This window comes from Bordetella genomosp. 4 (assembly GCF_002261185.1).
In the GTDB taxonomy this organism is placed as follows: Bacteria; Pseudomonadota; Gammaproteobacteria; order Burkholderiales; family Burkholderiaceae_B; genus Bordetella_A.
This window is the reverse complement of the sequence record NZ_NEVQ01000017.1, coordinates 258280-273101: the sequence shown is the minus strand read 5'-3', so window position 1 is coordinate 273101 and position 14822 is coordinate 258280. Positions and strand designations below refer to the sequence as shown.

The 14822-nt window shown below is 61.9% G+C and carries 10 protein-coding genes; 2 read left to right on the top strand and 8 right to left on the bottom strand.

Going from position 1 to position 14822, the window contains the following annotated elements:
* Positions 1 to 18: 18 nt before the first annotated feature.
* The 7 genes from CAL20_RS18470 to CAL20_RS18440 form a co-directional block, all read right to left on the bottom strand.
* On the bottom strand, positions 19 to 1215 hold the full coding sequence (locus CAL20_RS18470; protein WP_094822368.1) for an acetyl-CoA C-acyltransferase: 1197 nt from the start codon (positions 1213 to 1215) through the stop codon (positions 19 to 21).
* A gap of 17 nt (positions 1216 to 1232) precedes the next feature.
* The gene (locus tag CAL20_RS18465) at positions 1233 to 3626 is read right to left on the bottom strand and encodes a 3-hydroxyacyl-CoA dehydrogenase/enoyl-CoA hydratase family protein (protein ID WP_094838598.1); all 2394 of its coding nucleotides are present in this window, start codon (positions 3624 to 3626) and stop codon (positions 1233 to 1235) included.
* Positions 3627 to 3678: 52 nt separating this feature from the next.
* A complete protein-coding gene (locus CAL20_RS18460; RefSeq protein ID WP_094838597.1) occupies positions 3679 to 4971 on the bottom strand; it encodes an OmpP1/FadL family transporter in 1293 nt (430 codons plus the stop codon).
* Positions 4972 to 5035: 64 nt separating this feature from the next.
* Positions 5036 to 6997, bottom strand: coding sequence for a 3-hydroxyacyl-CoA dehydrogenase NAD-binding domain-containing protein (locus tag CAL20_RS18455; RefSeq protein WP_094838596.1), 1962 nt, complete (start codon positions 6995 to 6997; stop codon positions 5036 to 5038).
* Positions 6994 to 8280 carry an acetyl-CoA C-acetyltransferase gene (locus tag CAL20_RS18450; RefSeq protein ID WP_094838595.1) on the bottom strand — a complete coding sequence of 429 codons (1287 nt, stop codon included), beginning with the start codon at positions 8278 to 8280 and terminating at the stop codon, positions 6994 to 6996. Before CAL20_RS18450 ends, CAL20_RS18455 begins: the two co-directional genes overlap by 4 nt.
* 24 nt (positions 8281 to 8304) lie before the next feature.
* Positions 8305 to 10653 (bottom strand): acyl-CoA dehydrogenase, encoded by a 2349-nt coding sequence (locus CAL20_RS18445; protein WP_094838594.1) that lies wholly within the window; start codon positions 10651 to 10653, stop codon positions 8305 to 8307.
* A gap of 86 nt (positions 10654 to 10739) precedes the next feature.
* Positions 10740 to 11504 (bottom strand): TetR/AcrR family transcriptional regulator, encoded by a 765-nt coding sequence (locus tag CAL20_RS18440; protein ID WP_094838614.1) that lies wholly within the window; start codon positions 11502 to 11504, stop codon positions 10740 to 10742.
* Between the two features lie 298 nt (positions 11505 to 11802).
* Between CAL20_RS18440 and epsC the strand changes: the two genes are divergently transcribed.
* Both epsC and CAL20_RS18430 read left to right on the top strand, forming a co-directional pair.
* A complete protein-coding gene (epsC, locus tag CAL20_RS18435; RefSeq protein WP_094838593.1) occupies positions 11803 to 12750 on the top strand; it encodes a serine O-acetyltransferase EpsC in 948 nt (315 codons plus the stop codon).
* 13 nt (positions 12751 to 12763) lie between these two features.
* Positions 12764 to 13618 carry an NAD-dependent protein deacetylase gene (locus CAL20_RS18430; protein WP_094838592.1) on the top strand — a complete coding sequence of 285 codons (855 nt, stop codon included), beginning with the start codon at positions 12764 to 12766 and terminating at the stop codon, positions 13616 to 13618.
* Positions 13619 to 13940: 322 nt separating this feature from the next.
* Here the strand turns inward: CAL20_RS18430 and CAL20_RS18425 are convergent, their stop codons facing one another.
* The gene (locus CAL20_RS18425) at positions 13941 to 14789 is read right to left on the bottom strand and encodes an inositol monophosphatase family protein (RefSeq protein WP_094822359.1); all 849 of its coding nucleotides are present in this window, start codon (positions 14787 to 14789) and stop codon (positions 13941 to 13943) included.
* Positions 14790 to 14822 lie beyond the last annotated feature (33 nt).

Below are 14822 nucleotides of genomic sequence, written 5' to 3'. Positions count from 1 at the left end.
ATGTTGAGTCGATGCGAGCTACAGTGCCTCGAATATACCGGCTGCACCCATGCCGGTGCCAACACACATCGTGACCATGCCGTATTTGCCGCCGGTACGTCTCAGGCCATGCACGACGGTGGCGGTGCGGATAGCGCCCGTCGCGCCCAAGGGATGGCCCAGTGCAATCGCACCGCCCAACGGATTGACCTTGGCCGGGTCCAGTTGCAAGTCGCGCATGACGGCCAATGATTGTGCGGCAAAGGCTTCGTTGAGCTCGATCCAGTCCAGGTCCTGCTGTGCGATGCCGGTCTGGGCGAGGGCTTTGGGGATGGCCATTTTGGGGCCGATGCCCATGATCTCGGGAGGAACTCCCGCGACCGAGAAACCCACCACACGCGCCAGCGGCGTGAGATTGAGTTCACGCAGAATACGCTCGGACACGAGCACGACGGCGGCGGCGCCATCGGACATTTGTGAGCTGTTGCCTGCGGTCACGGAGCCGCGTGCGGCAAAGACAGGACGCAGTTTGGCGAGCGCCTCGGCGTTTGTGTCGGGGCGTGGGCCTTCGTCGTGCTCGGCCAGTTTTTCCACCGTACGCACGGACCCGGCGTCGCCGGGCAGATGCGTCACAGTCTGATAGGGCGTGATCTCATCGTTGAAGTGTCCTGCTGCGATGGCCGCGCAGGCTTTTTGATGCGAGGCCAAGGCAAAGGCATCCTGATCCTCGCGCGAGATCTTCCATTGGGCAGCGACTTTCTCGCCGGTCAGGCCCATGCCATAGGCCATGCCCAGGTTTTCGTCGCGCGCAAAAATCTCGGGATTGATGGCGACCTTGTTGCCCATGATTTGCGGCATGGCGCTCATCGATTCCGTGCCGGCCGCAATCATGACGTCGGCCATGCCCAACTGGATGCGCGCGGCAGCATCGGCGACGGCCTGCAAACCAGAGGCGCAAAAGCGATTGACGGTGACGCCCGGGACATTGTCCGGCAGACCCGCGAGCAGCAGGCTCATGCGGGCGACGTTCATACCTTGTTCGGCTTCGGGCATGGCGCAGCCCGCGATGACGTCTTCGACGCGGGCGGGATCCAAAGCGGGGACTTGTGCCAGCGCGGCGCGCAGGGCGGCCGCCAGCATATCGTCGGGGCGGGTGGTGGCATAAATGCCATTGCGTTTGCCCACGGGCAGGCGGGTAGCGGCGACGATATAGGCGTCTTGAATTTGTTTGCTCATCAGGAATCCTTCGGGTGTCAGTTGCGCAGTGGCTTGCCGGTTTCCAGCGTGTGCTGGATACGCGCTTGCGTTTCCTTGGTTCGCAACAAGGCCACGAATTCGCGGCGTTCGACGGCCAGCAGCCAGTCTTCGTTCACGCGTGTGCCGGCTTCGACTTCGCCGCCGCACAGGGCGACAGCGGCGCTGCGGGCGACCCGATAATCATGGGCGCTGATCATGCCGCCCTCGCGCATGTTGATGAGGACCATTTCAAAGTTCGCGATACCAGTGCGGCCTGCGACGGGGATGTTGGTCACGGGCAATGGCGGGGTGTGGCCGGCATCGGCGGCTGCGCGTGCTTGCTTGATAGCGACCCACAGCAATTCGTCAGGATGAAACACGATCTGGTCGTGGGCTTGGGCATAGCCCATGTCGATGGCCTGCAACGCGCTCTTTGAGACTTGTGCGGTGGCAATGTTCTGGAATACCGGCTGCAGATACGGAAACACCTCGGCGGGCGTCGCCGTCATCGCGGCCAATGCAGCGGCGCGTGCGGCGAGGGCTTTGCTGCCGCCTCCCGCCGGCACCAGGCCCACGCCGGCCTCGACCAGACCGATATAGCTTTCCAACGCCAGGACCCGATGGCTGCAATGCATGAGAAACTCGCATCCTCCGCCCAGCGCCATCCCTTGTACCGCAGCAACGGTCGGCACACGTGCATAACGCAAGGACAGCGAGGCGCGCTGGAATTTTTCTACGGTCGCCTCCAGCATGTCGAATTGACCGGCGACGCAGGCCTGTACGACTTGCGATAGGTTCGCGCCAACGGCAAACGGGGCATCATGCCAGACGACCAACGCGTCCAATTGCTGTTCGCTGTGCGCCACTGCATGCAGTACGCCGTCGAGGACTTCGTCGCCGATGGTGTGCATCTTCGATGTGAACGACAGGATGCCGACGCCTGGGTCCAATTCGGGCAGATGCCACAAACGCACCCCTGCGTTTTCCCAAAGCGTGGCGCCCCGGGGAATGGAGGCTTCGCCGACCAGGCGTTCGGGGAACAACTGGCGTGTATATACGGGCAGCGTAGAGCGCGGTTGCTGTTTGCCGTCGCGCGCGGAATAGGAGCCCTGCGCGTTGTGCACACCTTCGCGGCCGTTTTCTTGCACCCAGCCCGGCAGGGGAGCCGTGCTCATCGCTGCGCCAGCGGCGATATCGGCCGCGATGGCATCGGCGATGTCGGCCCAACCGGCCGCTTGCCAGGTTTCAAAGGGACCTTGCGCCCAGCCGAATCCCCAGCGCATCGCCAAGTCGATATCACGAGCGTTGTCGGCGATATGTTCGAGCTGTGTGGCGCTGTAATGAAAAATATCGCGGAATAAGCTCCACAGAAATTGCGCCTGAGGATGTTTGCTCGCGCGCAATGCCGCAAAGCGTTGCGCCGGATCGCGTTGTTTCAGGATCGCATCGACTTCGTCAGCGATGACACCGGCCGAGGGCCGATAGTCGCCCGCGGCGGGATCCAGTACCTGGATCTCTTTGCCGACTTTGCGATACACGCCGATGCCGCTTTTCTGGCCCAACGCGCCGCGTTCGATGAGAGCATTGAGCCATGCAGGCAATTGAAAATGCGGGTGCCAGGGATCCGAGGGCAGCTTGTCGCGCATGGTGGCCACGACGTGGGCGAGCGTGTCCAGGCCCACGACGTCGGCGGTACGATAGGTGGCGCTTTTGGGACGGCCGATCTTGGGGCCGGTCAAGGCATCGACTTCGTCAAAGCCCAGGCCGAGCCGTTCGGTGTGATGCAGTGCGGCCAAAATCGAAAACACGCCGATACGATTGGCGATGAAGTTGGGCGTATCCAATGCGCGGATGACGCCTTTGCCCAATTGGCTGGTCAGCCAGCTTTCCAGATGATCGACGATCTCGCGTTGCGTGTGGCGCGTGGCAATGATCTCGACCAGGCGCATGTAGCGCGGCGGATTAAAAAAATGCACGCCGCAGAAGCGGGCGCGCAGATTTTCGGGCAAGGCGTCGGCCAGTTCGCCGATCGATAATCCGGATGTATTCGAGGCCAGGATCGCATCGGGGGAGACATGCGGGGCGATACGCTCGTACAGCGCCGTTTTCCAGTCCATGCGCTCCGCGATGGCTTCAATGACCAGATCGCAATGGGCCAGTTGATCGAGATGGTCATCGTAGTTCGCGGGAGTAATCAACGCGAGGCGCGAGGGGCTGGCCAACGGTGCGGGCTCGAGCTTTTTCAGACCCGCCAGGGCTTTGCTGGCGATGGCATTGCGATCGCCTTCTTTGGCTGTCAGGTCGAACAGCGTAACGGGAATACCGGCGTTGGCCAGATGGGCGGCAATTTGCGCGCCCATGACGCCCGCTCCCAGTACGGCGGCGTGTTTGACAATGAACTTGCTGCTCAAAGCGGTCTCCTGTTTGGGCAGCGCCAGGCGCTGCCTGATAGCATGATGACGATCAGAACCGGGTGGACACCTGGATCCCCAGGATGTTCCCTTTGCTGCGATAGTCGCCCGCGACGCGGCCCTTGGTCAGAGCGTTACCCGAGGTAGTATCGATGTCGGCGTCGCGCAGGTACAGATAGGTATAGCCCACGTCGATTTGCGTGTCTTTGCTCACCGCATACTGTACTCCGGTTGAGAACCACCAGCGATCCGTGTCGGGCAGCGAAGTGGGGCGATCGCTCGGGTTGTGCACGGGGGACTGATCCCAGGCGACGCCAAAACGCCATTTCCATTTCGGCGCAAACTGATAATTGGCGCCCAGCGCGACGCGCCAGGTGTCGCGGAAGTCCAGCGGCAGTGTGTCGGTCGGCCCGCCGTCGTTTTTGATCTTCAGTTGGGGCAGGCTGCTCCAGCCCGTCCACGAAATATCGGCCAGCAATTCCCATTGCTCGTTCAACTGATGCACGGCGCTCAATATCAAGGAGTCGGGCAGCTCGACGCGTGTGCTGGCGTCATAGGACAAGGACCGTCCGGGTGCAAAGCCGTCGATCTGGGTGTCGCCTTTGGCGTTGTGGCGGATCTTAGACCGGTAAGACAACCCGATGCGGGTGTCTTCGGTAGGTTGCAGCATGAAACCGATGTTCCAGCCCCACGCGTCGCCATCCAGATTCAAGTCGGCATCGCCAGGCAGAAAAGGACCGGCAGGTGTCACGGGAACTACGACTTTCTTTTTGTATTGCGCGTCGATGTGTTGCCAGTTCACGCCAAAGCCCATCGAGAATTGGTCATTGACCTTGTAGGCGATCGACGGGTTGATGTTGATGGTCTTGATGTCGAATTTGTTGGAGTGATATTGACCGACCCAATCGTCGTTGTATTCGGTCATTAATCCAAACGGTGCGCCCACGCCCAGGCCGACAAACCATTTTTCGTTCAGCTGCCACGAGAAATAGGCATTGGGGACGACCCCAAGGTTTCCGGCATCGCCGCCATTGCCGCCCATGGGGACACCGCCGCCTAGCGCGGTGGGATTGCGGCTATTGCCGTTGTCGCGAAACTTGAAAGACGGCTGTATGGCGTTCACGCCGGCGGAAATATTAAAGCCCGGCAGATAGGTCATCCCGGCAGGGTTGAAATAAATAGTGCTGGCATTTTCGGCGATAGCAGCCGAGCCGGCGTAGGCATTGCCGAGGCCGCTGGCGTTTTGCTCCATCAATTGAAAGCCGGCGGCGTGTACGTTGCTGACACTGCCGATCGCTGTGATGGCGACGGACAAAGCAGTCAAGGCCAACGATTTTTTATGCATGGTGTGTCTCCTCTCGTCAGGCGTAAATACGGGTATTGCATGGGCCTGTGCGTTGGCGCCTTTTTTATGTCGTACTTGTGTTGTGCAGCTTGTTATTCCGGTAGTGCAGCGGCCCGCCTGTGAATGGGGCAAAGCCAGTGCCGAAAATCACGCCCGCGTCAGCCAGGTCGGCATCGGCGACGACGCCTTTATCGACCTGCTGTTGCGTGCGTTCGATAAGAGGGGCGATTAATTTTTCTGCCATGCCCGCGGGCGGGGTTGCTGGTTGCTGCTTGCGCGCTTTGCCGTCATGCCAGGCGTAAAAACCCTGACCGCTTTTACGGCCCAGATCACCGCGGGAGATACGATCGGCGAGACAGCGTGGAGGCTTGGCCTGTTGCGTGAGCTGCTGGCCAGCCGCCAGCGCAATATCCAGGCCCACCGTATCGGCTAATTCCAGTGGCCCCATGGGCATGCCAAAGTCTGTCATGGCGCGATCGATGGTCTCTGGCGAAACGCCATCGTCGACCTGCCGCATGGCGGCCAGCATATAGGGAGCCAGCACCGCATTGACCAGAAATCCAGGCGCATCGCTCACTGGCAGGGGCAGCTTGCCGAGCTGGCCGACAAACGCGCAGGCACGCGCTTGTATTCCTTGTTCATCAGGGCCTGCCTGAACGACCTCGACCAATGGCATTTGCGCGACGGGATTGAAAAAATGAATGCCGATCAGCCGATGCGGTTGGGTCAAGCCGGTACGCAAGGTGGCCAGCGACAGGCTGGACGTGTTTGTGGCCAGGATCGCATCAGGTTTCATGCGGGACTCGACCGCACGGTACAGCGCCTGTTTGGCCTCGACCTGTTCTGTGATGGCTTCGATCACCAGGTCGGCGCGCGTGACGCCGTCGCCTGCCGGATCTGGGACCAAGCGATCGGCGGCCGCGCGAGCAGCATAGGGGTCTTTGAGTTTGCGTGCGTAGAGCGCGGTCGCTCGTCCGATAGCCGGCGCGATGCGTGCAGCGTCCTGGTCTTGCAGCGTGACGGTCATGCCTTTCAGTGCGCACCACGCCGCAATATCGCCGCCCATTGTGCCGGCGCCGACGACGTGTACGTGTTGCACAGGTGAAATTCCTTCACGTGCTTTGCCGCAGGATTTCAGGCGTTCTTGCAAACGGAAAACCCGCAGCAGATTGCGCGCTGTATCAGAGGTCAGAATGCGATCGATGACCTGTGGCGCCGCGAGGGCGTTGCCGTCGTATTGCGACCAGAGCGTGATGATGGCAGGGGCAGCAGGATAGTGGCCCTGGGGGTCTTTGGCCTCGACCTGTTTCTGCGCGCGTTTGGCCACCAGCGATTTGAACGGCGCATGGTTCATCCACGCGGCGATCCCGCGCGCTCGATGCGCCGGTTTGCCAGACAGCACATGACGGCGCGCAGTTGTGTCCGATAGTCTCGGGGGCACGCGTGCGTCGACCAGGCCCAACGCGGCGGCCTTGCGCGCATCGGCAGGGCGTCCCGTCAACATCATGTCCAGGGCGGCGGCGGGGCCGATCAGGGCAGGCAAGCGGCGCATGCCACCCCAGCCGGGAAAGATGCCCAGCATGACTTCCGGCAGCGCCAGCGAGGTGCCCGGCACATCTACCGCCAATCGATAGCGGCACGCGAGCGCCAGTTCCAGACCGCCGCCTAGGCAATGTCCCTGGATCAAGGCCAGGGTGGGATAGGGTACGCTGGCCAAGCGGTTGAACAATTGCCAACCGCGTTCCACCAGCGCGTGCGCTTGTTGCGGCGTGTCGAGCCCGACGAATTCTTCCACATCGGCGCCGGCGATAAAGCCCGCGGCCTTTCCGGAACGAATGATCAGGCCCGTCGGCGGCGCCGACTGCAAGGAGTCCAGGACCTGGGCAAGCTCGGTCATGACCTCGGCCGACAAGGCGTTGACAGCGCTATCGGCGCGATCAATCGTCAACCATGCCAAGCCATCGGCTTCGCGCTCCAGGCGCCAGTGCCGCCATTGCGGCGACGAGATCTCTGTCGTGGACGTCATTGCGCAGCCTCCGTTTCGAGCAGCATGGCGCCGCCTTGTCCGCCACCAATGCAAATCGCTGCCATGCCGCGCTGCAAACCACGCGCCCGCAGCAGTTGCAGCAGATGCAGCACGATACGTGCGCCCGAGGCGCCGACGGGATGGCCGAGCGCAATGGCGCCGCCTTCGACGTTCAAGCGTGTTTGATCCAACGCACCCCACGGTTCAGTGCCGAGCTCTTCACGGCAATAGACGGTATCGTCCCAGGCCGCGAGGCACGCCAGCACCTGCGCGGCAAAGGCCTCGTTGATTTCCCACAGGTCCAGGTCGTTCAAACCTAAATGATGCCGCTGCAGGATCGAGGTAGCGGCGTGTACCGGCCCCAGCCCCATCTGCGCGGGATCCAGGCCCGCCCATTGCGAATCGACGATACGTCCCAAGGGCTGCAGGTTCCAGCGTTTGACCGCGTCCTCGGAGGCCAATAGCAGCAATGCCGCGCCATCAGTGACTTGCGAGCTATTGCCGGCGGTGATGTTGCCCCAGGGCTTATCGAATACCGGGCGTAGTTTGCCCAGCTTCTCGACAGTGGAATCGTCGCGCACGCCGTCATCGATGGGATAGAGTGTGCCGCGCGCATCGATCAGCGGCGCGATCTCGCGACCGGCGGCCTCTCTAGCCGCCAGAGCGCGGGCATGACTGCGTGCCGCGTATTCATCCATCGCCTGGCGGCTGATGCCAAAGCGCGTGGCGAGGTTTTCTGCGGTTTGTCCCATGGATAGCCCCACCACGGGATCGGTGAGTCCCTTCACCAGGCCGATCACGGGGGCGATGCTGCGCCAGGGAAAACGGCGCAGCGCCGCGAAACGATCACCTGCGCCGCGCGCTGCAGCCCAGCGTGCCAGCCAGCGCGTCATCTCGTCGGAGACCAGCAACGGTGCGCGTGACAGGGCATCGACGCCACCCGCCAGGACCAGCGAGGAACGGCCCGTGTGTATGTTCGCGATGGCGCTGTCGAGCGCCTGCATGCCGGAGGCGCAGTTGCGCATGACGGTCCAACCGGGCACGCGATGGCCGCAGCCGAGCCGCAACGCAATGACGCGGCCTATGTTGACCTCATCTGCCGAAGGCGCCGCGCAGCCTATGATGACTTCATCCAAGTCCGCAGGGGCGAAGGGTTGCCGCAGCAACAGCGTGCGTCCTGCCTGCACCGCCAGGTCTGCGGCAGAAAACGGGCCCGGCGCGTTGCGCGCCTTCAGGAAAGGAGTGCGCGCGCCGTCCACGACATAGATAGGGGCGTGTGGCATAAGGTTTTCCTTCGCGTATGTGTCCTAAGCGGCTTGGCGTTGAGCACCGTGCCGAATAGCGCCCGTCATACCGAAGTCGAATGGAAAATCGTCGACCCGGATGACTTGGTCGCGCAGCGCATCTCGGCGTTTGATGCATTCGTAATCGCGCTGGTCAAGTCCTCCGCGGGCGTGCGCTGCCTCGGCCAGATCGCGGACATTGGCGCGCGGATCGCCTGTCAGCGCGCCGGTTTTTTCATAGGCGCGCAGGCGCGCATCGGCGGCCTCTGCATTCAGCGTGGCAACGAGGGCTTGTTCCAAGGCGCCGACAGGCTCGTGCGCGGTGTCGGGTACATGGCAGTTGGCGGTCAATCGTTCTCGCGTAGCGCCAGGCTCAGTCAACAGGCGAGCAACATGTTGGCTTAACTCGTCGGATGGTGTGTGCTGCATGAGTCCCCAGGGAAACACCAGTCGGCGTAGCATCCAGCCTACCGAACGTTGTGGCAGGTTGTCCAGTACGCCGACGAATGCAGCCTGCAGACGTTGCAACGCATCCTGCAGCGCCCAGTGAGCCAGCGGCGCATCCGCCGATTGCCGTCCCTCATCCTCGAATCGCTTCAATACGGCAGAGGCCAGATACATCTGCGACAGGATATCGCCTAACCGCGCCGACAGACGCTCGCGACGTTTGAGGCTGCCGCCCAGCAGCGCCATCGATAAATCGGCGAGCAGCGCAAAGCTGCACGCATAGCGCGTGAGGTGGCGGTAATAGCCATGCATCTCCGGTGCTGCGGAGGCTGGCGCACGTGCCAGGCGTCCTCCGGTCACTGCGTGGCCCACTGCGCGCAGACCGTTGCGAATCACAAATCGGACGTGACCCCAGAATGCACGGTCAAAGGCTTTCAAGCCCTCTTGGATATCGCTGTTTCCCGCGGCCTGCATTTCTGCCAGGACGTAGGGATGACAACGGATCGCGCCTTGACCAAAGATAATCAGACTGCGCGTCAGGATGTTTGCGCCTTCGACGGTGATGCCTACCGGGACCTGCTGATAGGCCCGCCCCAGAAAATTAGACGGCCCAAGACAGATGCCTTTGCCGCCGATCACGTCCATGCCGTCGTTGACGACTTGGCGCGCGCGTTCAGTGATGTGGTATTTCACGATGGCGGAGACCACCGAGGGTTTTTCGCCTAGATCGATGGCGCCGGCAGTCATCACGCGCGCGGCGTCCATTAAGTAGGTATGTCCGCCGATCCGCGCCAGGGCTTCTTCTACGCCTTCAAAGCGGCCGACCGGGGTGCGGAACTGGCTGCGTACACGCGCATAGGCGCCCACTGTGCGTGCCGCGAGCTGAGACATTCCGGTATTCGACGCTGGCAACGAGATCGAGCGGCCGGCGGCCAGGCATTCCATCAGCATGCGCCAGCCTTGGCCCGCCCTGGCCGGGCCGCCGATGATAAAGTCCAGCGGCATGAATACATCGGTGCCACGCGTCGGGCCGTTCATGAACATGGCATTTAACGGGAAATGACGCCGCCCTGTTTCTACACCGGGATGATCGTGCGGCACGAGTGCGCAGGTAATGCCGACATCGACAGGGCCGCCCAATAATCCATCCGGGTCATAGAGCCGGAATGCCAGTCCCAGCAATGTGCACACCGGGGCGAGCGTGATATAGCGCTTGTCCCAGGTGACGCGCATGCCCAACACTTCCTCGCCCTGCCACATGCCCTTGCACACAATGCCGGAATCAGGAATAGCGGCCGCGTCGGACCCGGCCCAGGGGCTCGTCAGTGCGAATGCAGGAATCTCTTCGCCACGTGCCAAGCGGGGCAGGTAATGATTTTTTTGCGCGTCGGTTCCGTAATGCAGCAGTAATTCAGCCGGTCCCAGCGAGTTAGGCACCATGACCGACACGGCCAGCGCAGACGAGCGCGTCGAGAGCTTGGTGATGATCTGCGAATGCGCGTAGGCGGAGAAACCCAGGCCGCCGTATTCGCGCGGGATGATCATGCCCAGAAAACCATTGCGCTTGAGATAGTCCCAGGTATCGGCGGACAGGTCGTATTGTTTTTGCGTGACTTGCCAGTCATCGACCATGCGGCACGCTTGTTCGGCCTGATTGTCCAGAAATTGTTGTTCGTCTGCAGTCAGCGCCGGCTTGGGCAGATCGAGCAATCGTTGCCAATCGGGCCGTCCGCGAAACAGTTCTCCTTCCCACCAGACGGTGCCGGCCTCCAGCGCGTCGCGCTCGGTGTCGGACATCGGCGGCAGGACTTTGCGATAGGCTTGAAACAAGGGCCGCGACAAGAGCGTGCGCCGGATCGGCGGCACGGCCAGCACGATGACGATCAAGGCTATCAAGATGCCGCCGATCGCAAAGAGTCCATTCATCTTATGTTGTCTCCGTCATGGTTGTGTTGCCGGTGCCTGCTGCGAGTCTCGGGTGCTGCATGCGGGCGAGTGTTTTATTCGCGTCGTCAGGATGTTGCGGACGACGCTGGCGCAGGGGGCAAGGGCGCGCGCAAACCGCCCAATAAAAAGCTCATCAATCGTTGCAGCGTGCGCTCGGGATCGTGGGTCGGATCGCTGTCTTCCAGGCTCCAGCCCATGGCAAGTCGCAAGACGTCGGTGCCCACGATGGCGTACGAGGTGGCGCCCAGCATGAATTGAAAGCGCCAGATGATCTCGGTGCGAGGCACATCGGGCAGCGCCTTGAAAAAGGCGTTCTGATAGCGCTCCATGACACTGGCGTATTCCTCGGCCACAATGGCGCGGATAAAGCCGGTGGGATCCGTCATGGTGCGCTCGAGCAGCGGCAGAAAATGTTTGCCCACATGTTCGGGCCGCGATGCCAGGCGCAGCAGGGTGCCAAAGAACGCATCGACGATTTGCGAGGGCTTGAGCGGCCGTCCCTCTGCCTGAGCCTCCAGTTCGTCCAGCAGACGCAGCCGTTCCTGATTGAGCACGGCCAAGCGGCGCTTCAGCACGGCCTGTACCAGCGATTCCTTGGAGCCGAAGTGGTAATTCACGGCAGCCAGATTGACACCTGCCTCGCTCGTGATCTGCCGCATCGAGGTGCCATCGTGCCCTTGCTGTGCAAAAAGCCGTTCTGCCGTGTCCAGGATGATGTCGCGTGTCGGCTGACCTATGGGCTGGAGGTCAGCCGGCCCATTCGTCGGCGAGCTCGAGGCGTCATGGGAAGGACGGTTGTTTTCTGCAGCGTCAATGGTCGGCTTGCTCATATATTTCATTCAAACGTTCGTTTGAATGAAATATAAAGGCGGACGGGTTTCTGATCGAGTCAGCATTAACCCGTATGGCGAATGTATGGGGGGCGCATGCGCTCTGCGAGTTGACCAAAAGGCGATGCTCGCGCAATGTGGCGCCAAAACCCCATTGTGAAACGGGTCGCGAGAGGCAAAATCCGCGCTAGCGGTTACAGTTCATGCATATTGCGTTGCAGAATGCGCGACGCAGGCTTTTCTCCGAGGTTTTCATGTTTGAATGCACGCCGGCTGTGTCAGCCGCAGGACTGTTGTCATGAACGATTCGTCTCAAGCTCACTGGAATCTGGACCATATCGTTTCGGGGCTGCGATCGGCCCGTGTCGACTGGCGCGGCCCGCGCGGGCGCCTGCGCGAGGATTCGGGCGATCGCGAGTTTCCCTCGCAGGAAAGCCTGCGCACCATTATTCGGCAATTGTGCGGCGCGTTGTTTCCGATGCGCCTGGGGCCCATTGACTTGCGTGCCGAGGTCGAGGACTTTTACGTCGGGCATACCATCGGCGCGGCGTTGGACGCTTTGCTGCATCAGGTCTGTCTGGAACTGCACCACATGGGCCGCAACACGGGCGAGGCCGAATCAGACGATACGATACATGCCCGAGCAGTGCAGATCGTACGGCAGTTTGGTGCTGCGTTGCCGCAGGTACGCCGCGCATTGGATCTGGACGTGACAGCGGCCTATCAAGGCGACCCCGCAGCGCATAGCGTCGACGAGGTGCTGCTGTGCTATCCCGGCGTGGCCGCGATGATTCATCATCGCCTGGCCAGCGTACTCTACAAGCTCGGCGTGCCGATGCTGGCCCGCATCGTGGCAGAAATCGCACATGCTGACACGGGCATCGATATCCATCCTGGCGCCACCATCGGCAAAAGTTTTTTTATCGACCACGGCACAGGCGTCGTGATCGGCGAGACGGCCATCATCGGCGATCGTGTGAGGCTCTATCAGATGGTGACCTTGGGCGCGAAGCGTTTTCCGCCCGGCGAAAACGGCGAGCTCAAAAAAGGCCTGCCGCGTCACCCGATCATCGAGGACGATGTGGTGATCTATTCCGGCGCGACGATTCTCGGGCGCGTGACGATCGGCCGCGGCTCGGTCATCGGGGGCAACGTCTGGCTCACGCGCAGTGTGCCGGCCCAGAGCACCGTGACGCAGGCCAGTCTGGTCAGCAACATGCCTAATTGCGGGCTGGACAGCTTATAGGGCATCACAGCACATGCCAGACTTCAAGGCGCTGGGCGAGTTTATCGATGGGCATAGGAGCCTGTTCGTGCTGACCGGCGCAGGCTGCAGCACGGGCTCAGGCATTCCTGATTATCGCGATGCCGATGGCCAATGGAAACGCAGCCCGCCGATCGATTTTCAGGCCTTCATGGGTAGCGATGCCGCGCGGGCGCGTTATTGGGCGCGCAGTACCGTGGGGTGGCGCCGTTTTGGCCATGTGCAGCCCAACGCAGCGCATCGCGCGCTCGCATTACTCGAAGCGCGAGGCCACATACGCCTGCTGGTGACGCAGAATGTCGATGGCCTGCATCAGGCAGCCGGCAGCCGCAAGGTGCTTGATTTGCACGGCCGTCTGGACGAGGTGCGCTGCATGCGGTGCGATTGGCGCGGTCCGCGTGCTGTCTGGCAGGCGGAATTGAACGTGCGCAATCCGGATTGGGCTGAGCTGGATGCCGCCGATGCCCCGGACGGCGATGCTGATCTGGAAGGCGTGGATTTCGACAGTTTTGTCGTGCCGGCCTGTCCCCGTTGTGGCGGTATCGTCAAACCCGATGTGGTGTTTTTTGGTGAAAGCATTCCGCCAGAACGCGGGGTGCAGGCCCGGGATGCGCTCGAGCATGCGGACGCCGTGCTGGTCGTCGGATCGTCATTGATGGTGCACTCGGGCTATCGCTACGTGCGAGCAGCCTCGGAGGCAGGGCTGCCGATCGCTGCGTTGAACCTCGGGCGTACGCGAGCCGATGAGTTGTTCACCTTGAAGGTATCGGCCTCCTGTGCAGAAACCCTGGACGCGTTATATGGGCCTTTTTTGTCGCAGGGCCGCCCCAAGGCAAAAAACGCCCCCTAGGGGGCAGCAAGCCGAAGGCGCGGCGTGGGGGCCTTTTTCTCCACCGACGGATTCAGCGGCGGGAGCCGATGCAGCGAGTTCTGAGGCAGCTGACCCGGCCGCCTGAGGGGGCCCGATGTGGACGCATGCAGCGATGGCGCTGCTCAGTCCTGAACGGAATTCCTAAGTCTTTGGCCCCGTTGGTTTTTTTGCAAAAGGCCCCAGGCTGTCCATAGGGTTGTCCACAAAATCTGGGGATAAGTCCTGACGGCAGCCGTCATATTTTCCAGAGAGCACGGCGCTCGCCGGCCAACATCACATGCGTCGCGCAGCATCCGCCTCTCTACAGCGGTGGGAAATCCTCGCCCATCAGCGCGCGTCGCGTCGCATGCCAACTGCCTACATCCGGCGCATAAAGCAAACCGCCCGTGCGATGCGTCGGCTTGTACGGACTGGCGTCAAAGTGTGCAGAGAATCCGCCGGCCTCGCGATGCAATAACCAGCCCGCCGCGTGATCCCAGGGATCGAGCTTGTTGTAAAGCATGACGTGGCAGTGGCCGCTGGCCGCCAGACGATATTCGTGCGCGGCACAGCGTAGCGACGCGGTCGCGCCCAGCGCGGCCAGATTCCCATTGACGGTGCCGCGCAGCGGCTCAGGCAAAAAACCGGTTGAAATCATGCCATCCATGTCGTGGGGCGGGCCCGGTTGCGCCACCTTCAGGGGCGTCTGCGTGCCGTCGGCCGCTTCGGACCAGGCGCCGTCGCCCCGTACGGCCATGGCCCAGTCATGCGCGACGGGGTCGTAAATGACGCCGGCCAGCACGTCGCCGCGATGGCACACGGCGACCATCATGCCAAACAAAGGCAGGCCAGCTACGAAATTGCGCGTGCCGTCGATCGGATCGATCAAAAAAGCCAGATCAGCATCGACCAGCATATTCAGCAAGGCGGGATTACGCGCCGAGGCTTCTTCGCCCACCATGATCGCGCCGGGATAGAGCTTGGCGAGCTTGGTAGTGATAAAGCGCTCCGCGGCCTCGTCGGCATCGGTGACCAGGTCGCGCGGCGAACTCTTGGTATGCACCGCGTCGGCAGCGAGCCGGCGAAAACGCGGCATCACTTCGACCTGTGCGGCTTCGGCCAGGATAGCCGCAATGCGGCGGGTGTCGTCTCGAGTAAAGGTGCGGGTCATGCGAGGCTCTAGGGAACGGTGCACAAATCTAGC